This window comes from Bacillus sp. AR8-1 (assembly GCF_008042345.1).
In the GTDB taxonomy this organism is placed as follows: domain Bacteria; phylum Bacillota; class Bacilli; order Bacillales; family Bacillaceae_G; genus Bacillus_A; species Bacillus_A cereus.
This window is the reverse complement of record NZ_QNUB01000003.1, coordinates 1-24323: the sequence shown is the minus strand read 5'-3', so window position 1 is coordinate 24323 and position 24323 is coordinate 1. Positions and strand designations below refer to the sequence as shown.

Genomic DNA, 24323 nt, shown 5'->3' with positions numbered 1-24323 from the left:
ATACAATTCGACGTGCATAGAAGAACTAATGTGTAAAATACTATGTCTAACAGTTGGTGATTTTTACATGAACAGGTAAATTCACCACTTTGATCATCAGTAGAAAGTGAGGCAGCATTAGAATGAAAGCAACTGGAATCGTACGTCGAATTGATGATTTAGGCAGGGTAGTAATCCCAAAGGAAATTCGTAGAACTTTACGTATTCGAGAAGGAGACCCACTAGAAATATTTGTTGATCGCGATGGAGAAGTAATTTTAAAGAAGTATTCTCCAATTAGTGAACTAGGTGATTTTGCAAAGGAATATGCTGAGGCTTTATATGACAGCTTAGGACATAATGTGCTTGTCTGTGACCGAGATTCTATCATCGCAGTGTCAGGCGTATCGAAAAAAGAATACTTAAATAAAAGTGTTGGCGATCTAATCGAAAAAACGATGGAAGAAAGAAAGTCTGTTATTATGACGGACGAAAGTGATATTTCCATTATCGATGGTGTAACAGAAAAGGTTCATTCTTATACAGTTGGACCGATTGTTGCAAACGGAGACCCAATTGGAGCCGTCATTATTTTTTCAAAAGAAGCTATTATAAGCGAAATCGAGCATAAAGCGGTTAATACTGCTGCCAGTTTCTTAGCGAAACAAATGGAACAGTAAGGGTATATTGATTTTAGAAGCAGCAATCTTTCCTAATTATGATCTTTCTTTTTGAGAAATCAATTATTTGGAGATATATGTATATTGAATGAAGGTAGCGCTTTGCTACCTTTTTTCGTTGAATATTTTTAACGTGTAGGGACCTAGTATTACCCGTGGTGGTAAGGGATTTTGTACTTTTCTTTATGATATAATACGAGAGGTGAGAATAGAAAAAGGAGTTTTCTTGTATGGAAGCGAAGAAGTATCAAGCCTTTTGGCGTGGGGCTATTATATTAACGATTGCAAGTTTTGTTACAAAAGTATTAAGCGCTTTTTACCGTATTCCATATCAAAATATAGCAGGGGATATTGGTTTTTATATTTACCAACAAATTTACCCGTTTTATGGATTTTGTTTAATTTTAGCTACTTATGGGTTTCCTGTTATCATTTCAAAAATGGTTGCAGAACGACTAGAGTGGGGAAAACAGAGAGAAGCAGAAGAAATTATTTGTGTATCTTTTTGGTTTTTATTAGGAATTGGTTTTATAGGTTTCTTTACATTGTTTTTTGGGGCCGAAACAATCGCGATAGCTATGGGCGATATGCACTTAGATAAGTTGCTACGTGTTATTTCATTTTCGTTCTTATTGATGCCGTTTTTGTCTGTAGCAAGAGGGTATTTTCAAGGGTTCAATAATATGATGCCAACGGCTGTTTCGCAAGTAATAGAACAAACAATTCGAGTTTCTATTATTGTATTTTTATCGCTATTCCTAATTGCTCACGGATTTGATTTATATACAGTTGGTGCAGGGGCTATGTTAGGCTCAATTGCGGGTGGACTTATTGGGATTATTGTACTTATGTTGTATATGCGTCGAGATTTTCGTTCCATATTTTTTAAACGTGTAGCGAGAATTAAGGGTAAAAGGAAGATAATTAAAATCCTTTTTTGGCAGGGGTTAGCGATTTGTGTTAGTAATTTAGTGCTTATTTTTATACAGATGGCTGATTCAATGTCCTTGTACACTTTACTTATTGGTGCGGGAGAACAGACTGAAAGTGCAAAAGTATTAAAGGGTGTTTATGATAGAAGTATTCCGCTAATGCAATTAGGTACTGTTGTGACGACTTCTTTCTCGTTATCACTTATTCCAATTATTACAGCGGCGAAAGAAAGAGGAGATCTTTCCTTTATTCAAGAAAAGGTAAAGTTAGCAATGAAAATAACATTTGTTATTGGATTTGCAGCAGCTATTGGACTAACTTGTATTATTCAACCTACGAATATTATGTTGTTTGAAAATAGTGATGGATCAGATGTTTTATCTATTTTATCTTTATCTATTTTATTTAGTTCATTGTCAATTACGACGGCTTCTATTTTACAAGGGTTGGGACAAACATTTAAGCCAGCATTATTTGTTGTATTTGGAGGTTGCTTAAAGTTAGCGTTAAATTATATATTCATGCCTTATTTTGGTGTGAAAGGGGCAGCCTTAGCGACTTTATGTGCGTTAATCATAATTTCTGGACTAAATAGTTTGTTGCTTATGAGAGCTGTATCAGGGTCACTTATCAATAAGCGAAATATGTTAGGTGTAGTAATTAGTGGTATCTGTATGGGGTTTGTATTAATGATGTTCACGCGTGTGTTGCAGATGTCTGGATTAGTAATTGATACGGAACATAGAGCGAGCGCGACGCTTGAAGCGTTGTTAGGTGTAGCCATCGGCGGATTGACATATATGTTTTTTATTTTAAAATTACGTGTATTTACAAAAAAAGAATTAGGAACTGTTATGAAACAAGAGAAAAAAGAAGGTTCATTGAAGAAGAGTGGATAGAGGTGACAGGTTGTGAGTGGAATCATTACTGTTTTAGGTTTAGGTGCTGGTGAATTAGATCAGCTAACGATGGGTGTATATCGAAAAATAAAAGAAGCAGATCATCTGTTTGTTAGAACGAAGGAACATCCAGTTATAGAAGAATTGGAGAAAGAAGGCATACAATATACGGCTTTTGATGCTGTATATGAAGCACATGATACGTTTGAAATTGTATATGAAACAATTGCGAATAAATTGCTAGAACAAGCTGAAGGTACAGAAATTATCTATGCGGTTCCGGGGCATCCACTTGTAGCAGAAAGAACAGTTCAGCTATTGTTGGAAAAAGGAGACGTTTCAAATGTTGAAGTGCGAATTGAGGGTGGACAAAGTTTCCTTGATCCTATGTTTGCAAGCCTAAAAATTGATCCGATTGAAGGATTTCAATTACTTGATGCTACATCATTTGAAAGAGGGCAATTAGAATTACGTCAACATTTAATCTTTTGCCAAGTATATGATGCATTCGTTGCATCTGATGTGAAATTAACATTAATGGAGATGTTGCCAGATGATTATGAAGTGTATATCGTAACAGCTGCAGGAACTTCATTTGAACAAGTAAAGAAGGTACCGTTGTACATGTTAGATCATGAAACGGAATTGAATAATTTAACAAGTGTGTACGTGCCACCTGTTCAGGAGCGTGCGTCCTTGTATCAACAGTTTGATGTTCTTAGAGAAATTATTGCAGACCTGCGTGGTCCAAATGGTTGTCCGTGGGATAAAAAGCAAACGCATCAATCATTAAAGAAATATTTAATTGAGGAAGCTTATGAGGTGTTGGAAGCAATTGATGAAGAGGATGATGATCACTTAGTAGAAGAATTAGGTGATATATTATTACAAGTTATGCTTCATGCTCAAATCGGAGAAGATGAAGGTTGGTTCTCTATAGATGATATCATTCGAACTCTATCTGAAAAAATGGTTCGTCGTCATCCACATGTATTTGGAAATACGGATGTAAACAATGCGGATGAAGTGATTGCCAATTGGGAAGAAATTAAAAAACAAGAAAAAGGATTCGTGAAAGAATCTGTTTTAAATGGCGTTCCTAAAAGTTTGCCGCAGTTACTACGCGCCTTTGAAATTCAGAAGAAAGCTGGTAAGGTTGGATTTGATTGGGTTGATGTGCAGCCGATGATAGAGAAAGCTTTGGAAGAATGGCAAGAGTTCCAACAAGAAGTTACAAACATGGATGAGGAAAAGATGCTAGGTGAGTTTGGTGATTTACTATTTGCATTTGTTAATATAGCCCGTCATTACAAAATAGATCCAGAAGAGGCGTTACGTTCAACTAATGAGAAATTTACTGGTCGTTTTTTATACATGGAGGCAAAAGTAGCTGAAATGAATAAAGAGATGGAAGATTTATCATTAGAACAGTTAGATGTTTTATGGGAAGAAGCGAAACAAACAGAGCGTTAATAGGGGGATTTGATATGCGTCTAGATAAGTTTTTAAAAGTGTCACGTTTAATTAAAAGAAGAACATTAGCGAAAGAAGTAGCTGATCAAGGAAGAATATCTATTAATGGTCAAGTGGCAAAAGCGAGTTCTGATGTGAAAGTAGCTGATGAATTAACAATTCGTTTTGGTCAAAAAATAGTGACTGTAAAAATAAATGAATTGAAAGAAACAACTAAAAAAGAAGATGCAGCAAATATGTATAGCTTAGTTCGTGAAGAAAAAGTAAAAGCGGAAGAAGGCTTGTTCTAAAATCATGTATCCCCTCATACATTACTATTAGCTAGTAAAAACCTATGGGGGGATTTACGTGAATAATGGTTACTCACCTACGTCTTCTAATCAACAAAATGTTTCTGTAGAACATGACATTATTATGCGTGGCAGGCGTATAATTGATATTACCGGTGTGAAGCAGGTAGAGAGTTTTGATAGCGAAGAGTTTTTGCTAGAGACCGTAATGGGTTTTTTAACGATTCGTGGTCAAAATTTACAAATGAAAAATTTAGATGTAGAAAAAGGTATTGTGTCGATTAAAGGGAAAGTTAATGAGATGCTGTATATTGATGAAAATCAAGGGGAAAAAACTAAAGGTTTCTTTAGTAAGTTGTTTAAATGAGTCTAACAATTCAGTTGTATACAATGCTTTCAATGATTGGAATGGGTGCTTGGATTGGAGCGTCTTTAGATACATATCAACGTTTTTTAAAGCGCCAGGAACGTAAACGTTGGCTTGTATTTATACAAGATATATTATTTTGGATTGTCCAAGCATTATTCGTCTTTTATGTATTGCTTCTCGTAAATGAAGCTGAACTACGTATATATGTGTTTTTGGCATTGTTATGTGGTTTTGCGGCATATCAAAGCTTACTGAAAGCACTATACATGAAGCTGTTAAATTTTCTCATCTATATTTTTATGCAAACAACATATTTTTTTGTTCGAATTATACAGCTACTCATGATAAAACCTGTTATTATTATAGCGCAGCTATTTATTGCATTTATATTATTCTTATTTCGTATACTGCTTTCAATTGGACATGTGTTATGGAAAATTGTGATTTGGATATTACTTTTCATATGGAAAGTTTTTTTCTGGCCTGTTCGATTTATTGCTTCGCTCATATGGAAACTTCTCCCTAATCGTGTTAAACTTTTTATAGTGAAACATATAGGGTTCCTGCAATATATAGCAAAATTGAAGGGACATATCTTCCAAATATGGGAGCGTATAAAAAAGAAGTTAGGGGGACCTCGGAAATGAGGGAACTGAGACAAAGAACAATCGAAAAACAGAGTCCAAATCCTGTTAAAGAGCATATAATACAAACGGATGAGAACAGGAAGCGACTTTATCGCCGTTTAGCGGTTTTTCTTGTCTTTACTTTTACAATTATTGCGAGTATTAGTGTAACGTTTTATCAACAAAACAGTTCCATTAAAGCAAAAGAAGCAAAAGTTAAGGACATGAAAAAAGAACTGGATTCATTAACGAATAAAGAAAAAAGTCTAAAAGACGAAGTTCAAAAGTTAAATGATGAAGAGTACGTATTAAAGATTGCTAGAAGGGATTATTTCTTCTCTGGTAAAGGGGAGATAATTTTTCCTGTTTCGAAGTAGAGTATGTCTTATTGACACTATATTTTAGGATTATATATAATAAAGTAAAATTTGACTTTTTAACCACTAAGGAGGAGCATTTTTTTTATGTCAATCGAGGTAGGCAGCAAGTTACAGGGTAAAGTAACAGGTATTACAAATTTTGGGGCTTTTGTGGAGCTGCCAGAAGGCTTAACTGGTCTTGTTCATATTAGTGAAGTTGCTGATAACTATGTAAAAGATATTAACGATCACTTAAAAGTGGGCGACCAAGTAGAAGTAAAAGTTATTAATGTTGAAAAAGATGGAAAGATTGGTTTATCTATCAAAAAAGCGAAAGAACGTGAAAAAACAGAAGGAGATCGTCCACGCGGTGAATACCAACGCGGTGGTGATCAACAACGTTCTGGACGTCCACAACGTAATAATCGCTCTTTCAACAGAGATAATCGTGGTGGCGGTAACGACCGAGCTCCAAAAGAAACATTTGAGCAAAAGATGGCACGCTTCTTAAAGGATAGCGAAGATCGTTTAACTTCTTTAAAGCGTAACACAGAGTCTAAACGTGGTGGCCGTGGCGCACGTCGCGGATAATAAGGCCGTTTAGTTTTTAACATATAGAGAGGTACCCAGAGTGATGGCTCAGGGTGCTTTTTTATATGTGAAAATATATTTTAAAAAAGTTTTCAAGATGTGTTGACTTTAAATAATATCTGATGTAAGATACTAATTGTCCGTTAAATACGACGACATGGCGGTGTAGCTCAGCTGGCTAGAGCGTACGGTTCATACCCGTGAGGTCGGGGGTTCGATCCCCTCCGCCGCTATATTTATTTTAACGGCCCGTTGGTCAAGTGGTTAAGACACCGCCCTTTCACGGCGGTAACACGGGTTCGAATCCCGTACGGGTCATCTAAAAAGATCATGCAAATTTGCATGATCTTTTTTTGTTAAATGGATTAAGACATACAACACTTCTACAAAATCACCCTATATTTTCTGAATATTTAATTAAAAAATCAAGGATAACTTACATACCGTGTATATCTGTAGAGTTATTTCGAATAAAAAGTCGAACGATTATAAAAGTGAAAACTGTTGTTTTGACAAAAATCCCAACAATCATCTTTTATAATGACAGTAATTAAACTATGCAGGTGGTGTTAAAAATATGCCTAAAGCAGGAAGGAATACTATGAATACAAGTGCATTGGCAATGAATGAGAGTCAGCTTGGAGGAATAAAGTGGACGAGTAAGTTGCGAATGAAATTCGAACAAGTTTTCTTTAGATGGGGATTTATTATTGTTGTTATTGGTTTTCTTTTGGGAAGAGCATATATATTAACAAATATTTTACCGTTTGCACTACCGTTTTTTGCTGCTGTTTATGTTATGAAGCGGGATAAGATGCCGCTAGCATTTTTAGCTCTAATGGGAGGAGCTCTTTCAGTCTCGATAGATAATTTGTTTTTTACTTTTGCATCTATCTTTACTTTCTTCATTTATAATATCTTCTTTAGTAGATTTACACGTAAAACCGTTGGACTTGTTCCATTTCAAGTATTTATCTCCGCATTAACCGCACACTTAGTTGTTGTATATTTTGCGCAACAAACTGTCACCATGTACGATTTACTCGTTAGTACCATTGAGGCTGGGCTTAGTTTCGTATTAACTATGATATTTTTACAAAGTGTCCCGCTTTTAGTGGAAAGGAAAGGAAAGCAACAGGCGTTAGAGACGGAAGAAATTGTTTGTTTGATTATATTACTAGCATCTGTTTTAACGGGTACAACAGATTGGTTTGTATATGATGCTTCTATTCAACATATTTTTACAAGGTATTTAGTACTAGTATTTGCATTTATTGCGGGTGCTGCTACAGGATCTACAGTGGGGGTCGTAACAGGATTGATATTAAGTTTAGCAAATGTGTCTAGTTTGTCTCAGCTTAGCCTTCTCGCTTTTTCTGGATTACTTGGTGGGTTGTTAAAAGAAGGGAAGCGTTTAGGTGTTAGTTTAGGTTTATTAATAGGGACAAGCTTAATTACATTATATGTAGACAAGCAGACAAATATTGTAACAACTTTAATTGAGTCAGGTGTAGCGATTGCTATCTTCTTATTAACGCCAAAGCTTGTTTTGGATCGTATTGCTAAATTTATGCCAGGTACACAAGAGCATTCGCAAGATCAACAACAATATTTAAGAAGGATGCGTGATGTTACAGCGAACAAAATCAACCAATTCGCAAATGTATTTGCTGCTTTATCTAATAGTTTTTCTGTATATGGGTATGTAGAGGAAGAAGATAAAGAGACAGAAGCAGATTTGTTTTTGAGTACAATTACTGCGAAAACATGTCAAACGTGCTTTAAAAAGGATCAATGCTGGGTAGTGAATTTCGATAAAACGTACGATTATATGAAACAAATAATGAATGAAACGGAAGAAGGAACCCTGCAACATAATCGTAAATTAGTTCGTGAGTGGGATAAGCATTGTGTGAGAGGGAAAAAAGTGACGGATTTAGTAGCGGGTGAATTAGATCACTTCTATGAGGGACAAAAATTGCGAAAACAAATGAAGGAAAATCGTAGAATAGTAGCGGAGCAACTATTAGGTGTATCAAAGGTTATGGAAGATTTTGCTAAGGAGATACAACGAGAGCGTGAAAATCATCAAGTGCAGGAAGAGCAGATTATGCAAGCGTTCCGTGATTTTGGTGTCGAAGTAGAGCATGTTGATATTTATTGTTTAGATAGAGGAAGTATTGATATTGAAATGTTGATTCCAGTTGCATCTAATGAACATGGTGAATGTGAAAAGTTAGTTGCACCGATGCTTTCGGATATCCTTAAAGAAAATATTGTCGTTAAACATGAAGAAAAGTCTTCTTATCCGAATGGCCACAGTTTAATATCATTTGGTTCGGCGAAGACGTATTCTCTTGATACAGGATTGGCTACAGCCGCAAAAGGCGGTGGGTTTGTTTCGGGTGACTCTTATGCGATGATGGATTTAAGTGTTGGTAAATACGCACTTGCGATTAGTGATGGTATGGGTAATGGGCAAAGAGCTCATATGGAAAGTAAGGAAACGGTGAAATTATTACAAAAAATACTCCAATCGGGTATTGATGAAGAAATAGCTATTAAGTCTATCAATTCAATTCTTTCTTTGAGAACGACAGAAGAGATGTTTACAACATTAGATTTAGCTATGGTAGATTTGCGGGATGCGAGTGCTAGGTTTTTAAAGATTGGATCAACCCCGAGTTTTGTTAAACGCGCGAATAATATTTTGAAAATTGAAGCAAGTAATTTGCCGATGGGAATCATCGAAGATGTTGAAGTTGATGTGGTGGGTGAACAATTAAAAACGGGCGATATCCTTATTATGATGAGCGATGGGATTTTTGAGGGCGCGCAGCATGTAGAGAATCATGAATTATGGATGAAGCGGAAAATTAAAGAATTGCAAACCGAAGACCCGCAAGAAATTGCTGATATCATTATGGAAGAAGTGATTCGCTCTTGTGATGGTTATATAAATGATGATATGACTATTGTGGTGGCAAAAGTGAAGAAAAATATGCCGAAGTGGGCTACGATTCCGATTGTAGGAATGCAGGCGCAGTAAAATATAAGTGGAATGTTTATCTATAATTTGATTTTAAAAACCTAGGTGAATACCTAGGTTTTTTTGTGGGAAAAGGTAATGTTATTGATTTTATGAATATACACGGGGGATGTAAGATAAAAATGTAATTTTTGTATATCTTTTTTTTGCACAATGTTTGTAAAAGTTGTACCATTATAGACAAGGTAACTAACGTTGCTGTTCTTGTTTAATGAAAGGTGATTGCGAAGTTGAAAGATACATTTGTTGAAAAAGTAGATGACTTTGTAAAGCAGCATGATGTATTAAAGAATGATTCAACAATTGTTGTGGGAGTTTCTGGTGGTCCTGACTCGTTAGCCCTTTTATATTATTTATTAGAAAAAAGAGCGGAAAAACAGTTGGAAATTGTAGTAGCTCATGTAGATCATATGTTTAGAGGTGATGAATCTCATGAGGATTTACAGTTTGTGCAGGACCTTTGTGAAGAACTGGGAATTATTTGTGAAACGATAAGGATTAATGTATCACAATATCAACAGCAATACGGAATGAATGCACAGGTTGCTGCTAGAGAATGCAGATATGCATTTTTGGAAAGAATAATGAAGAAATATGATGCAAGATATGTTGCTCTTGGACATCATGGAGATGATCAAGTCGAGACAATTTTAATGCGTCTTGTAAGAGGGAGTACTCCGAAAGGATATGCAGGAATTGCAGTGAAGCGTCCTTTTCATAATGGATATTTAATTAGGCCGTTACTTGGGGTAACGAAGGAAGAAATTGTTGATTACTGTAATAAGCTAAATTTAATTCCACGTATAGATCCGAGTAATAAAAAGGAAGTATATACAAGGAATCGATTACGTAAATATGTCCTTCCTCACTTAAAAGAAGAAAATCCACAAATGCATGAGAAATTCCAAAAATTTAGCGTGCAGATGCAAGAGGATGAGGCTTATTTGCAGGAATTAGCTTTTGAGAAAATGAATAAAGTAATTACAAAAAAAAGTGATAAACAAATTAGCTTATCAATTCCTGCCTTTGAATCCATGTCTATGCCTTTACAAAGAAGAGGGATTCAACTAATATTAAACTATCTTTATGAATATAAGATTCCATCTTCTCTTTCTTCTATACATATTGACAAGGTGATTGAGTTTTTTAAGCGGACACAACCTTCAGGTTCACTTGATTTTCCAGGTGATTTGAAAATTGTTCGCACATACGAGGAGTGTAGCTTTAGATTTAAACAAGAAATTGTCTCTCCTTTTTTGCAAGATTTATCAGTACCCGGGACCATTACACTATTGAACGGGGATGAATTTGTAACAGAGGTGAGCGAAGATATACCAAGTAACATGAATGAAACAGTATTTGTTGCTAAGTATAATGATATATCATATCCACTTCGTATTCGTTCTAGGGAAAATGGAGATCGCATGTCAATACAAGGTATGGATGGCACGAAAAAGATAAAAGCTATTTTTATCGAAGCGAAAGTACCAAAAGAAAAAAGAGAAGAATGGCCGGTCGTTTGTGATGCAAGTGGGAACATTATTTGGGTACCCTTGTTGAAGCGATCTGCATTTGCAATTTCGAAAGAGATGGCAAAGAAGGGTAAATATATGATTATTCACTACAAAAGCAAGGAGTCTTCCGGGAGGATAATGAAATGATGAATCAAGATATCGAAAAAGTATTAATTTCTGAAGAACAAATACAAGAAAAGGTGCGCGAACTAGGTGCAGTTATTGCAGAGGATTATAAAAACACAGTACCTCTTGCAATTGGTGTATTAAAAGGCGCAATGCCATTTATGGCGGATTTATTAAAGAGAACAGATACATATCTTGAAATGGATTTTATGGCTGTATCTAGTTATGGTCACTCTACAGTTTCAACAGGCGAAGTGAAAATTTTAAAAGATCTTGATACTTCTGTAGAAGGTCGCGATATTTTAATCGTCGAAGATATTATTGATAGTGGTCTTACACTAAGCTACTTAGTAGACTTATTCAAATATCGTAAAGCGAAGTCTGTAAAAATTGTTACATTATTAGATAAGCCAACAGGCCGTAAGGTTGATCTGAAAGCGGATTATGTTGGATTTACTGTTCCACATGAATTTGTAGTAGGATATGGATTAGATTATAAAGAGCAGTACCGTAATCTTCCTTATGTAGGCGTATTAAAACCAAGCGTTTACTCAAATTAATTAAATACAGGCTTTACAATTGTATAGGAAAGTTTTTCTATGTTACGATTTACTATAGTGTTTATGCCGTGAGAGGAGGTTAGGAATGAATCGTATCTTCCGTAATACCATCTTTTATTTACTGATATTCTTAGTAGTAATTGGAATCGTGAGCTATTTTAATGGTTCGACACAAAAAACGACATCAGTTAGCTACGACAAATTCATTACTAAACTAGAAAGCGGTGAAGTGCGTAATGTGCAACTTCAACCGAAAAATGGTGTATTTGAGGTAAAAGGACAATTCAATAACTCTAGCCAAGGAGAACAATTTGTTACTTATGCACCAAATACTGAGGAATTACAAAAGAAAATCAATGATAAAGCGAAAGGTGCCGAAGTTAAGTATCAACCAGCAGAAGAAACAAGTGCTTGGGTAACATTCTTTACTTCAATCATTCCGTTTGTCATCATCTTCATTTTATTCTTCTTCTTATTAAACCAGGCTCAAGGCGGCGGTAGCCGTGTTATGAACTTCGGGAAAAGTAAGGCGAAGTTATATAATGATGAAAAGAAAAAAGTTCGTTTCAGAGATGTTGCTGGGGCGGATGAAGAGAAACAAGAACTTGTCGAGGTAGTTGAATTCTTAAAAGACCCTCGTAAGTTTTCTGAAGTTGGTGCCCGTATTCCGAAGGGTGTCCTATTAGTTGGACCTCCAGGTACAGGTAAAACTTTATTAGCACGTGCTGTTGCAGGTGAGGCTGGCGTTCCATTCTTCTCTATCAGTGGTTCTGACTTTGTAGAGATGTTTGTCGGTGTCGGTGCATCACGTGTACGTGATTTATTTGAAAATGCAAAGAAAAATGCTCCTTGTATCATTTTCATTGATGAAATTGATGCAGTAGGTCGTCAACGTGGCGCAGGTCTTGGTGGTGGTCATGATGAGCGTGAGCAAACATTGAACCAGTTACTTGTTGAAATGGATGGATTCGGTGCAAACGAAGGTATTATTATCATTGCTGCGACAAACCGTCCAGACATTCTTGACCCAGCGTTATTACGTCCAGGTCGTTTTGACCGTCAAATTACAGTAGATCGTCCAGATGTAAATGGCCGTGAAGCTGTACTGAAAGTACATGCGCGTAATAAACCGCTTGATGAGCATATTAATTTAAGAGCAATTGCGACTCGTACACCAGGATTCTCTGGTGCGGATCTTGAAAACTTATTAAACGAAGCTGCTTTAGTAGCTGCACGTCGAGATAAGAAGAAGATTGATATGAGTGATATCGATGAAGCAACGGATCGTGTTATTGCAGGTCCAGCTAAGAAAAGTCGTGTTATCTCTGAAAAAGAACGTAATATCGTTGCTTTCCATGAAGCAGGCCATACTGTAATTGGTGTTGTTCTTGATGAAGCTGATGTCGTTCATAAAGTAACAATTGTCCCTCGTGGTCAGGCTGGTGGATATGCGGTAATGCTTCCGAAGGAAGATCGTTACTTCATGACAAAGCCAGAGTTACTTGATAAAATCACTGGTTTACTTGGTGGTCGAGTAGCTGAGGAGATTGTATTTGGTGAAGCAAGTACAGGTGCTCACAACGATTTCCAACGTGCAACTGGTATTGCAAGACGTATGGTTACGGAATTCGGTATGAGTGATAAGCTTGGACCGATGCAATTTGGTAGCTCACAAGGTGGTCAGGTATTCTTAGGAAGAGACTTCCATTCAGAACAAAACTACAGTGATGCAATCGCACATGAAATTGATGTGGAAATGCAAACAATTATTAAAGAATGTTATGCTCGTGCGAAACATATTCTTACTGAAAAACGAGATAAGCTTGATATTATCGCGAAAACGTTACTTGAAGTAGAAACATTAGACGCAGAGCAAATTAATCATTTATATGATTATGGCAGATTACCTGAGCGTCCAACATCTTCAGATGATGTGAAAGTAAACATCAATATGAAGAAAGACGATGAAGATAAAGAAGATAAGTAAGAAATGAAGGAGTGACTATCGTCACTCCTTTTTTGTTTGTTAAGATTTTTGTTAATTACTATTAAGGGCTTAGTGGATAAAGTAATTTAAGTAAAACTAGTATTAAAAATTGAAATAGAGAGCAATCTTTTTGTAAAATGATGAGGATAGGAAAGCTGATTATATAAGTATGTGTGATATGATGTTTTTATAAGTTTTATACATACTACACAAATATAGATTAAATAAGATAAGTGGTGAGAATATGATTTTTGTATTGGATGTAGGGAACACAAATGCTGTACTAGGCGTGTTTGAAGAGGGGGAACTTCGTCAGCATTGGCGCATGGAAACAGATCGTCATAAGACAGAAGATGAATATGGAATGCTTGTAAAACAGTTACTTGATCATGAGGGTCTTTCGTTTGAAGATGTGAAAGGTATTATTGTGTCTTCAGTCGTACCACCAATTATGTTCGCTTTAGAACGTATGTGTGAAAAATATTTTAAAATTAAACCGCTTGTAGTAGGGCCTGGAATAAAAACGGGGCTAAATATTAAATATGAAAATCCACGTGAAGTAGGCGCAGATCGAATTGTAAATGCAGTAGCGGGAATCCAATTGTATGGAAGTCCACTTATTATTGTTGATTTTGGTACGGCTACTACATATTGTTATATTAATGAAGAAAAGCATTATATGGGTGGAGTTATTACGCCAGGAATTATGATTTCAGCAGAGGCTTTATATAGTAGGGCAGCAAAACTTCCTCGTATTGAAATTACAAAACCGAGCAGTGTTGTTGGGAAGAATACAGTAAGTGCGATGCAATCAGGTATTCTTTATGGTTATGTAGGACAAGTGGAAGGTATTGTTAAGCGTATGAAAGAAGAAGCTAAACAAGAACCGAAAGTTATTGCAACAGGTGGATTGGCGAAATTAATTTCAGAAGAATCGAATGTAATTGATATTGTAGATCCATTTTTAACGTTAAAAGGCTTGTATATGTTATATGAGCGTAATGCAAATTTACAGCATGAGAAAGGTGAATAAATAAGTATGAAAGATTATTTAGTAAAAGCGTTAGCGTTTGATGGAGAAGTACGTGCGTATAGTGTACGTACAACGAATACAGTAAGTGAGGCACAAAGACGTCATGATACATGGAGGACAGCTTCGGCGGCACTTGGTCGTTCTTTAACTGCAGGTACAATGATGGGTGCGATGTTAAAAGGTGATCAAAAGTTAACGATTAAGGTAGAAGGTAATGGTCCGATTGGCCCTATCTTAGTAGATGCTCATGCAAATGGGGATGTACGTGGCTACGTAACGAATCCACATGTTGATTTTGAAGGAACGGAACAAGGGAAATTACGTGTATATCAAGCGGTAGGTACAGAAGGGTTTGTAACAGTAATTAAAGATATTGGGATGCGTGAGCCGTTTATCGGTCAATCTCCAATCGTTTCGGGAGAACTAGGGGAAGATTTCACGTATTATTTCGCAGTTTCTGAGCAGACGCCTTCTTCTGTTGGTGTGGGTGTACTTGTAAATGGAGATGACAGCGTATTAGCGGCGGGTGGATTTATCCTTCAAATTATGCCGGGCGCACAGGAAGAAACAATTTCATTCATTGAAGATCGTTTGCAAAAAATCCCGCCTGTATCAACATTGATCGAACAAGGTCTTTCTCCAGAAGAGCTACTATATGCAGTCCTTGGAGAAGATAAAGTAAAAGTATTAGAAACAATGGATGTTCAATTTAATTGTACGTGCTCACGTGAACGTATTGAGAGTGTGTTAATTAGTTTAGGTAAAACAGAGTTAGAGCAAATTCGTGAAGAAGAAGAAGAAACAGAAGTTCATTGTCATTTCTGTAATGAACGATACAAGTTCTCTAAAGAAGATATTACAAATTTAATTGAGAATTTGTAATAAGGGGATTAACCCTCCGAATAGATTGACAAACAGGGAATTTTCTGACAAAATCTAAATATAGATAAAACCAATAAAAATACTCGGTGTTAGGAGTGACAGGAATGCGAGTGGCACAATCAGTTTCAGAATTAATCGGGAAAACGCCGATCGTTAAGTTGAACCGCATCGTAGAATCAGACAGCGCAGATATATACTTAAAACTAGAATTTATGAATCCAGGGAGTAGCGTTAAAGATCGTATTGCACTAGCTATGATTGAAGATGCTGAAAAAAAGGGATTGTTAAAAGAGGGCGATACAATCATTGAGCCAACAAGTGGTAACACAGGGATTGGTTTAGCGATGGTAGCGGCTGCTAAAGGATATAATGCAATTTTAGTAATGCCAGAAACAATGAGTATTGAGCGTCGTAATTTATTACGTGCTTACGGTGCTGAATTAGTATTGACTCCAGGTCCTGAAGGGATGGGTGGAGCAATTCGTAAAGCGACTGAATTAGCGAAAGAGCATGGCTACTTTATACCACAACAGTTCAAAAACCAATCAAATCCAGAAATTCACCGTTTAACAACAGGTCCAGAAATTATTGAACAAATGGGCGACCAATTAGATGCGTTTATTGCAGGTATTGGTACAGGTGGAACGATTACTGGTGCTGGTGAAGTGCTGAAGGAAGCGTATAAAGATATTAAAATTTATGCAGTAGAACCTGCAGATTCACCAGTATTATCTGGTGGGAAACCAGGTCCACATAAAATCCAAGGAATTGGGGCGGGATTTGTTCCGGAGACGTTGGATGTAGAAGTATATGATGAAATTATTCAAGTGAAAACAGAGCAAGCATTTGAATATGCGAGAAGAGTGGCTAAAGAGGAAGGTATTTTAGTTGGTATCTCTTCAGGCGCAGTTATTTATGCAGCAACAGAAGTTGCGAAAAAGTTAGGTAAAGGGAAAAAGGTACTTGTTATTATCCCGAGTAACGGTGAACGTTATTTAAGTACACCACTTTATCAATTTGAATCATAATTAAATGCGATTGAAAAAGCATCCTTGAAAAAGGATGCTTTTTCTTTTTGGATTGGAAATAGGAAAAGAGTGAATGACTAGAAAACTTCATGTAAAATAAGAGGTAGTATAATTAAATTATTTTCACTAGCCTTCGAGTATAATCAATCTCTATATAAATAACTTATGTAGTTGGAGCTGGTTCATCTAAGAGGGTGGGATAAAAGAAGACGGGGTGTTGATATGCAACGAAGAAAATCTTTAGCGCTTTCTATTCCATATCAGTTAGATTTCTTTAAGCAATATAAATTTCTTTCTCAGGATAAGCCGCAACATATTTTGCTGGAAAGTGGACGTGGCGGTCGTTATAACATAGTGGGTTTAAACCCGGTAGCGGTAATCCAAGGGAAGGGTGAAAAGTTACATATAAGTGAAAGCGGTAAGGAAACAATAAAAAGAGGGAATCCATTAGATTTAATGCAAGAATATATGGAGAAATGGAAAACAGACTACAATCCAGAGTACCCGCCTTTTCAAGGTGGTGCAATTGGCTACTTTAGTTATGATTGTATCCGTTATATCGAAAAACTCCCTTCTCTTGCAGAGGATGATCTGAATATACCCGATATATACTTTTTATTATTTGACGATGTGTTTGTCTATGATCAAAAAGAAAAGCTATTGTGGATTATTACACATTATGTAGATAAGCATGCAGAAGCAGAAGAACGTTTAAATGAATGGAAGGATCTTTGGGTGGCAGAAGTGCCTGAAGTGACTATGCCGTTTGAACGTCCTAAAAAGAAAAATGAAGCGGTTGCCTTTACAGAAACAGGCTTTATGAAGGCAGTTGAATGTATTCAAGAATATATTGGGGCGGGTGATGTGTTCCAAGTAAACTTGTCGACGAGACAAGAAAGAACTTTACAAACGCATCCACTAGAAATTTATACAAGTCTTCGTGAAATTAATCCATCTCCATATATGGGTTACCTGGAGCTTGGGGATTTTCAAATTGTTAGTGGATCGCCAGAGTTGTTAATTAAGAAACAAGGAACTGAAGTAAGTACAAGACCAATTGCTGGAACGAGATCTAGAGGCGCGGATGAGCAAGAGGATGAAGAATTAGCAAGAGAATTAATTGAGAACGAAAAAGAAAGAGCAGAGCATGTAATGCTTGTGGATTTAGAAAGAAATGATTTAGGGCGTGTTTGTAAATATGGCACTGTAGAAGTAGATGAATTTATGGTAATTGAGAAATACTCACATGTTATGCATATTGTTTCTAATGTGCGTGGTGAGGTGGAAGAAGATAAAGATGCTTTTGATTTAGTGAAGGCTGTATTCCCTGGTGGAACAATTACTGGTGCCCCGAAAATACGTACAATGGAAATTATTGAGGAATTAGAACCTGTTCGCCGAGGGATTTATACAGGTTCAATCGGTTGGATTGGTTATTCTGGAGATACAGAATTGAATATTGTAATTAGAACACTTCTTGCTAAAGATGGAAAAGCTCATGTACAAGCGGGGGCGGGAATTGTAATTGATTCAAATCCGGAAAACGAATATAAAGAGTCGTTAAAAAAGGCGATTGCTTTATGGCGTGCAAAAGAACGTAGCGAAGAAACGGTTAGGTGAGAGAAATGATATTAATGATTGATAATTATGATTCTTTTACATTTAATTTAGTGCAGTTTCTTGGAGAACTTGGACAAGAGCTCGTTGTTAAACGTAACGATGAAGTGACGATTTCAGATATCGAGAATATGAAACCAGATTTTCTAATGATTTCTCCAGGTCCATGTAGTCCTAATGAAGCGGGGATTAGTATGGAAGTTATTAAATACTTCGCGGGGAAGATTCCGATTTTTGGAGTTTGTTTAGGGCATCAATCTATTGCACAAGTGTTTGGTGGAGAGGTTGTTCGTGCAGAACGATTAATGCATGGGAAAACTTCGCTTATGCATCATGATGGAAAGACGATTTTTTCGGATATTCCTAATCCGTTTACTGCGACGCGCTATCATTCCCTTATTGTTAAGAAAGAGACGTTACCAGATTGCTTAGAGGTAACATCTTGGACGGAGGAAGGGGAAATTATGGCACTTCGTCATAAGACATTGCCGATAGAGGGTGTGCAATTCCATCCGGAATCTATTATGACTTCTCATGGGAAAGAGTTATTGCAGAATTTCATTCGTAAATACAGTCCAAGTGCGACATTATGTTAATTTACGTAAATGGTCAGTATGTAGAAGCAAGTGAAGCGAGAATTTCTCCTTATGATCATGGTTATTTATATGGTCTTGGAGTTTTTGAAACGTTTCGTATTTATAATGGTCATCCTTTCTTATTGGATGATCATTATGACCGTTTAATAGAGGCGCTGGATACATTGCAAATTAAATGGACAATGACAAAAAATGATGTGATGCTTATTTTGAAAGATTTACTCGCTAAGAATGAATTGAAGCATGCATATGTACGTTTTAATGTATCGGCAGGTATAGATGAAATAGGATTACAAACGGAAATATACGAAGAGCCTTCGGTTATTGTTTTTATAAAACCTTTAACAGCTCCAGGAGATGTAGTAGAAAAAGAAGGTGTTATTTTAAAACAAGTGCGAAATACACCGGAAGGGACATTTCGCCTGAAGTCTCATCACTATTTAAATAATATTTTAGGTAAGCGTGAAATTGGAAATGTTGTGAGCAAGGAAGGTATTTTCCTTACTGAAGCAGGTTATGTTGCAGAGGGTATTGTTTCGAATCTATTTTTTGTGAAAGGTGATGTTTTATATACACCTTCGTTAGAGACAGGTATTTTAAATGGTATCACTCGTGCGTTTATTATAAAGAGTGCTGAAGAATTAAATATAGAAGTAAAGGAAGGTTTCTTTACAAAAGATGAGCTACTTTCAGCGGATGAAGTCTTCGTAACAAACTCTATTCAAGAAATTGTTCCGCTTTATCGTATAGAAGCGCAGGATTTCCCGGGTAAAGTAGGAGTGGTTACAAAAAGTTTAATGTACCTTTATGGAATGCAAAGAGAGAAATTATGGAGCAGAAATGAATTACGAAGAGGAGATGTGTAGTTTGAAGTGGGATTATGATTTACGCTGCGGCGAATATACATTGAATTTAAATGAAAAGACATTAATTATGGGGATTTTAAATGTAACACCAGATTCGTTTTCTGATGGTGGGAGTTACAACGAGGTAGATGCTGCGGTACGTCACGCAAAAGAAATGCAAGGTGAAGGTGCTCATATTATTGATATTGGTGGCGAATCTACTCGCCCAGGTTTTGCTAAAGTATCAGTAGAAGAAGAAATAAAGCGAGTCGTCCCGATGATTCAAGCAGTTTCAAAAGAAGTAAAATTACCTATATCTATCGATACATATAAAGCTGAAGTTGCAAAACAAGCAATTGAGGCTGGTGCTCATATTATTAATGATATTTGGGGGGCGAAGGCGGAGCCGAAAATTGCTGAAGTCGCAGCCCATTATGATGTACCCATCATTTTAATGCATAACCGTGATAATATGAATTATCGTAATTTAATGGCGGATATGATTGCTGATTTGTATGACAGTATTAAAATTGCTAAAAATGCTGGTGTGCGAGATGAGAATATTATTTTAGATCCAGGTATCGGTTTTGCTAAAACACCGGAGCAGAACTTAGAGGCGATGCGTAATTTAGAACAGTTAAATGTGCTAGGTTATCCGGTTCTCTTAGGTACTTCGAGAAAGTCCTTTATTGGGCACGTATTAGATTTGCCAGTAGAGGAACGCCTTGAGGGAACGGGAGCTACTGTTTGTCTTGGTATTGAAAAGGGCTGTGAGTTTGTTCGTGTCCATGATGTGAAAGAAATGGCGCGTATGGCTAAAATGATGGATGCGATGATTGGTAAGGGGGTAAGGTAATTGGATAAAATTTATATCCATGATATGGAATTTTATGGTTATCATGGTGTTTTTCCAGAGGAGAATAGATTAGGTCAGAGATTTAAAGTTGACTTAACGGTGGAGTTGGATTTAAAGCGTGCAGGGGAAAGTGATGACTTAGAGCATTCTGTCAATTATGGAGAGCTTTTCGAATTATGTAGAAAAGTTGTTGAGGATAGAAAGTATAAGCTTGTGGAGAGTATCGCTGAAAATATTGCTGCAGATATATTAAAGCAATATAAAAGGATTTCACGGTGTACAATTAAGGTGATTAAACCAGATCCGCCGATACCGGGCCATTATCGCGCTGTAGCAGTAGAAATTACGAGAGAACGTCCATGAATAATATAGCGTACATTGCATTAGGGTCAAATATTGGAGAGCGTTATACGTATTTAACTGAAGCCATTCAGTTTTTAAATAAAAGTCCGTATATTCAAGTTGATGATGTTTCGTCAGTGTATGAAACTGATCCAGTTGGCTATACTGACCAAAGTTGTTTTTTAAATTTAGTTATAAAAATTTCTACCAATTTATCACCGCAAGAATTATTGAAAGTAACACAAAAAGTAGAAAATGACCTAGGAAGAAAAAGGGAAATTAGGTGGGGGCCGAGGACTATCGACCTTGACATTTTACTTTATAATCAAGAGAATATTGAAGCAGAGAATCTTATTGTTCCGCATCCGCGGATGTTCGAAAGAGCTTTTGTTATCGTTCCGTTGTTAGAGATTAATCAAGATATAAAACAAAACATTTCACGTTCACAAGTAGAAGAAATGAAAAGGCGAGAGGGAGTAACGGTATGGAAGCAGAAAAATGGGGAAGACGCATTCGTGCTTTTCGAAAGCTAAAAGGCTACACGCAAGAAGGTTTTGCTAAAGAATTAGGGGTATCAGTATCTGTTTTAGGTGAAGTTGAGAGAGGGAATCGATCGCCTTCTCAAGATTTTGTAGTAGAAGTTGCTAAGGCGTTAAATGTTTCGATAGATGAATTAATGCCAAAGTGACTGTGCAGGAAGGAGTAGGTTGATTGTTAAAGATTGCAAATATTGAGATGAAAAATCCGGTTGTATTAGCACCGATGGCGGGAGTGTGTAACTCTGCATTCCGTTTAACAGTTAAAGAATTTGGTGCAGGTTTAGTTTGTGCTGAAATGGTAAGTGATAAGGCAATATTACTGAATAACAAAAGAACATTAGATATGTTATATATTGATGAGAGAGAAAAACCATTAAGTTTACAAATTTTCGGTGGAGAGAAAGATACGCTTGTAGATGCTGCGAAATACGTAGATAAATATACGACAGCAGACATTATTGATATTAATATGGGTTGCCCAGTACCGAAAATCGTTAAATGTGATGCGGGGGCAAGGTGGCTTCTAGATCCAAATAAAATATACGAAATGGTAGCAGCGGTTGTAGATGCTGTTGAAAAGCCGGTTACGGTTAAAATGCGTATCGGTTGGGATGAAGAACATATTTTCGCAATAGAAAATGCTAGAGCTGTTGAGCGTGCTGGCGGACAAGCTGTGGCGGTTCACGGACGTACGCGAGTGCAAATGTATGAAGGGAAAGCAGATTGGGATATCATTAAACAAGTAAAGCAAGCTGTGAATATCCCGGTTATCGGAAATGGTGATGTAGAAACACCGCAAGATGCGAAGCGTATGCTTGATGAGATTGGTGTAGATGGTGTTATGATTGGTCGTGCAGCTCTTGGGGATCCATGGATGATTTATCGTACGGTAAAGTATTTAGAGACAGGTGAATTAATGCCGGAACCAACAGTCCGTGAGAAAATTGATGTATGTATGTTGCATCTAGATCGTCTTATCGATTTAAAGAACGAAAATGTTGCTGTAAGAGAGATGAGAAAGCATGCGGCTTGGTATTTAAAAGGTGTTCGTGGTAATGCGAGTGTGCGTAATGGTATCAATACTTGCAACACGCGTGAAGACCTTGCGAATGTATTAGGTGCATTTGTAGAAGAAGTAGAGGCGAAACAACAAACAATTTACGTTGGTTAATAAGGAGGACGGAGAAGATTGACATTCTTCTACACACTTCCTATAATTACGTGAAAGAAAGAAGAACTGCCAGTTAGTTGCTGGCAGTTTTTCTAGTTGAGTAGAAAATGCTATACTGTATATATTGTAAAAATTAATAGAGCTGGAGTGATATCAATATCATGGATAACATGAACCACGAAGAATTAAACGACCAATTGCTTGTTCGTCGTGAAAAGCTACATAATTTACGTGAGCAAGGAATCGATCCGTTCGGTAAACGATTTGAACGCACAAATTCAACAACCGACTTAGTAAGTCTATATGGAGAATTCTCTAAAGAAGAATTAGAAGAGAAGGAAATCACGGTTTCTATCGCTGGTCGTATTATGACAAAACGCGGTAAAGGAAAAGCTGGATTCGCACACATTCAAGATTTACACGGACAAGTTCAAATTTACGTTCGTAAAGATACTGTTGGAGATGAAGAGTACGAGTTATTTACGACAGCAGATTTAGGTGACTTAGTAGGTATTGAAGGTAAAGTGTTCAAAACAAACGTTGGAGAACTTTCAGTAAAAGCAACAGGATTTACGCTTTTAACGAAATCTCTTCGTCCATTACCGGATAAATACCATGGATTAAAAGATGTTGAACAACGATACCGTCAACGTTACTTAGACTTAATTACAAGTATGGAAAGTCGTGAAACATTTGTTACTCGTAGTAAAATCATTCGTGAAATGAGAAGATATTTAGATGACAACGGTTATCTTGAAGTAGAAACGCCTATGATGCACGCGATTGCGGGTGGAGCATCTGCTCGTCCTTTCACTACGCATCATAATGCGTTAGATATGGAATTATATATGCGTATCGCAATTGAACTTCATTTAAAACGTCTTATTGTGGGCGGATTAGAAAAAGTTTATGAGATCGGCCGTGTATTCCGTAATGAGGGTGTATCAACTCGTCATAATCCTGAGTTTACGATGATTGAATTATATGAAGCGTACGCTGATTATAATGATATTATGAAACTAACAGAAAATATGGTTGCTCATATTGCGAAAAAAGTATTGGGTACAACAACGATCCAATATGGTGATTATGAAATTAATCTAGAACCAGAATGGACACGTCTTCATATGGTAGATGCAATTAAGCAACACTCTGGAGCGGATTTCTGGACTCCGATGAGTGTAGAAGAAGCGCGTGAGCTTGCAAAAGAACATAATGTAGAAATTAAGGATACAATGGAAGTTGGTCATATCATTAATGAGTTCTTCGAGCAAAAAGTAGAAGATAAATTAATTCAACCAACATTTATTTACGGTCATCCGGTAGAAATTTCGCCACTTGCGAAAAAGAATGACGAAGATCCACGATTCACAGATCGTTTCGAGTTATTTATCGTTGCACGTGAACATGCAAATGCATTCACTGAGTTAAACGATCCAATTGATCAAAAAGAACGTTTTGAAGCTCAATTAAAAGAGCGTGAGCAAGGTAATGACGAAGCTCACATGATGGATGATGATTATATCGAAGCTCTTGAGTACGGTATGCCTCCTACGGGTGGATTAGGAATCGGTATTGATCGTCTAGTTATGTTATTAACAAATGCACCATCTATTCGTGATGTATTATTATTCCCTGCTATGCGTCATAAACAAGACTAAGCTTTGGAGATTTCTCCAAAGTTTTTTTTATTTGAGTATGAGTTGCGTGGGTATAATAGATCTTGATGGTGCGAGAAATTATATTTATATAGAAGAAATGTGCTGTTTTTATACTTTTTTACTAAGTTAAAAATTTTATTAGAAAAACTATTGCATTTTAATAATTAAACTGGTATATTTATATCCGTTGCCACGAAAGGTAACAAGCAAAACAAACGAAAAACAACTTATTGAAAAAAGTTGTTGACGAAAATATAACAAAATGTTATATTGATAAAGTCGCTTGTGAGCGACAACGTAGTTCTTTGAAAACTGAA

The 24323-nt window shown here is 36.6% G+C and carries 24 protein-coding genes and 2 tRNA genes; all 26 read left to right on the top strand.

What is annotated here, in order from left to right:
* Positions 1-122: 122 nt before the first annotated feature.
* The 26 genes from spoVT to lysS all read left to right on the top strand — a co-directional run bounded on the left by spoVT (position 123) and on the right by lysS (position 24006).
* Complete coding sequence (spoVT, locus tag DN400_RS00975) at positions 123-659, top strand: stage V sporulation protein T (protein WP_000648306.1); 537 nt, start codon at positions 123-125, stop codon at positions 657-659.
* A gap of 230 nt (positions 660-889) precedes the next feature.
* Entirely contained in the window at positions 890-2491 is a 1602-nt protein-coding gene (locus DN400_RS00970; RefSeq protein ID WP_000387596.1) for a putative polysaccharide biosynthesis protein, read from the top strand.
* A gap of 12 nt (positions 2492-2503) precedes the next feature.
* Entirely contained in the window at positions 2504-3964 is a 1461-nt protein-coding gene (gene yabN, locus DN400_RS00965) for a bifunctional methyltransferase/pyrophosphohydrolase YabN (protein WP_000014278.1), read from the top strand.
* Positions 3965-3978: 14 nt separating this feature from the next.
* Positions 3979-4254: an RNA-binding S4 domain-containing protein gene (locus DN400_RS00960; protein ID WP_001234876.1), complete on the top strand. Its 276-nt coding sequence runs from the start codon at positions 3979-3981 to the stop codon at positions 4252-4254.
* Positions 4255-4312: 58 nt separating this feature from the next.
* Complete coding sequence (gene yabP, locus DN400_RS00955; RefSeq protein WP_001059104.1) at positions 4313-4621, top strand: sporulation protein YabP; 309 nt, start codon at positions 4313-4315, stop codon at positions 4619-4621.
* Positions 4618-5271: a spore cortex biosynthesis protein YabQ gene (gene yabQ / locus DN400_RS00950; RefSeq protein WP_000059781.1), complete on the top strand. Its 654-nt coding sequence runs from the start codon at positions 4618-4620 to the stop codon at positions 5269-5271. The genes yabP and yabQ overlap by 4 nt, the downstream gene beginning before the upstream one ends.
* Positions 5268-5627, top strand: a complete 360-nt coding sequence (divIC, locus tag DN400_RS00945; protein WP_001208739.1) for a cell division protein DivIC — start codon at positions 5268-5270, stop codon at positions 5625-5627. Before yabQ ends, divIC begins: the two co-directional genes overlap by 4 nt.
* An 87-nt stretch (positions 5628-5714) precedes the next feature.
* Positions 5715-6200 (top strand): S1 domain-containing RNA-binding protein, encoded by a 486-nt coding sequence (locus DN400_RS00940; protein WP_000021451.1) that lies wholly within the window; start codon positions 5715-5717, stop codon positions 6198-6200.
* 159 nt (positions 6201-6359) lie between these two features.
* Positions 6360-6433 (top strand) — tRNA-Met (locus tag DN400_RS00935).
* A gap of 13 nt (positions 6434-6446) precedes the next feature.
* Positions 6447-6518, top strand: a tRNA-Glu gene (locus tag DN400_RS00930).
* A 259-nt stretch (positions 6519-6777) separates the two neighbouring features.
* Positions 6778-9249: a stage II sporulation protein E gene (gene spoIIE, locus DN400_RS00925; protein WP_001123550.1), complete on the top strand. Its 2472-nt coding sequence runs from the start codon at positions 6778-6780 to the stop codon at positions 9247-9249.
* Between the two features lie 230 nt (positions 9250-9479).
* Positions 9480-10910, top strand: coding sequence for a tRNA lysidine(34) synthetase TilS (gene tilS, locus DN400_RS00920; protein ID WP_000655457.1), 1431 nt, complete (start codon positions 9480-9482; stop codon positions 10908-10910).
* Positions 10907-11449 (top strand): hypoxanthine phosphoribosyltransferase, encoded by a 543-nt coding sequence (hpt, locus tag DN400_RS00915; protein ID WP_000981846.1) that lies wholly within the window; start codon positions 10907-10909, stop codon positions 11447-11449. The genes tilS and hpt overlap by 4 nt, the downstream gene beginning before the upstream one ends.
* Positions 11450-11534: 85 nt before the next feature.
* Positions 11535-13436 carry an ATP-dependent zinc metalloprotease FtsH gene (ftsH, locus tag DN400_RS00910; RefSeq protein WP_001079669.1) on the top strand — a complete coding sequence of 634 codons (1902 nt, stop codon included), beginning with the start codon at positions 11535-11537 and terminating at the stop codon, positions 13434-13436.
* Positions 13437-13680: 244 nt separating this feature from the next.
* Positions 13681-14469 carry a type III pantothenate kinase gene (locus DN400_RS00905; protein WP_000578365.1) on the top strand — a complete coding sequence of 263 codons (789 nt, stop codon included), beginning with the start codon at positions 13681-13683 and terminating at the stop codon, positions 14467-14469.
* A gap of 6 nt (positions 14470-14475) precedes the next feature.
* Entirely contained in the window at positions 14476-15351 is an 876-nt protein-coding gene (hslO, locus tag DN400_RS00900) for a redox-regulated molecular chaperone HslO (RefSeq protein ID WP_000656367.1), read from the top strand.
* 104 nt (positions 15352-15455) lie between these two features.
* Complete coding sequence (gene cysK / locus DN400_RS00895) at positions 15456-16379, top strand: cysteine synthase A (RefSeq protein ID WP_001261712.1); 924 nt, start codon at positions 15456-15458, stop codon at positions 16377-16379.
* A gap of 222 nt (positions 16380-16601) precedes the next feature.
* A complete protein-coding gene (gene pabB / locus DN400_RS00890; protein WP_016513294.1) occupies positions 16602-17999 on the top strand; it encodes an aminodeoxychorismate synthase component I in 1398 nt (465 codons plus the stop codon).
* A gap of 5 nt (positions 18000-18004) precedes the next feature.
* Positions 18005-18592 carry an aminodeoxychorismate/anthranilate synthase component II gene (gene pabA / locus DN400_RS00885; protein WP_000602297.1) on the top strand — a complete coding sequence of 196 codons (588 nt, stop codon included), beginning with the start codon at positions 18005-18007 and terminating at the stop codon, positions 18590-18592.
* Entirely contained in the window at positions 18586-19458 is an 873-nt protein-coding gene (gene pabC, locus DN400_RS00880; protein ID WP_016513295.1) for an aminodeoxychorismate lyase, read from the top strand. The genes pabA and pabC overlap by 7 nt, the downstream gene beginning before the upstream one ends.
* Positions 19433-20293 (top strand): dihydropteroate synthase, encoded by an 861-nt coding sequence (gene folP, locus DN400_RS00875; protein ID WP_002103948.1) that lies wholly within the window; start codon positions 19433-19435, stop codon positions 20291-20293. The genes pabC and folP overlap by 26 nt, the downstream gene beginning before the upstream one ends.
* On the top strand, positions 20294-20656 hold the full coding sequence (gene folB / locus DN400_RS00870; RefSeq protein WP_000358069.1) for a dihydroneopterin aldolase: 363 nt from the start codon (positions 20294-20296) through the stop codon (positions 20654-20656).
* Positions 20653-21168: a 2-amino-4-hydroxy-6-hydroxymethyldihydropteridine diphosphokinase gene (gene folK / locus DN400_RS00865; RefSeq protein ID WP_001059456.1), complete on the top strand. Its 516-nt coding sequence runs from the start codon at positions 20653-20655 to the stop codon at positions 21166-21168. Before folB ends, folK begins: the two co-directional genes overlap by 4 nt.
* Positions 21120-21323 carry a helix-turn-helix domain-containing protein gene (locus DN400_RS00860; RefSeq protein ID WP_000387030.1) on the top strand — a complete coding sequence of 68 codons (204 nt, stop codon included), beginning with the start codon at positions 21120-21122 and terminating at the stop codon, positions 21321-21323. The genes folK and DN400_RS00860 overlap by 49 nt, the downstream gene beginning before the upstream one ends.
* Positions 21324-21346: 23 nt before the next feature.
* On the top strand, positions 21347-22345 hold the full coding sequence (dusB, locus tag DN400_RS00855; RefSeq protein ID WP_098013899.1) for a tRNA dihydrouridine synthase DusB: 999 nt from the start codon (positions 21347-21349) through the stop codon (positions 22343-22345).
* A 161-nt stretch (positions 22346-22506) separates the two neighbouring features.
* Entirely contained in the window at positions 22507-24006 is a 1500-nt protein-coding gene (gene lysS / locus DN400_RS00850) for a lysine--tRNA ligase (RefSeq protein WP_000369686.1), read from the top strand.
* The last annotated feature ends 317 nt before the right edge of the window (positions 24007-24323 follow it).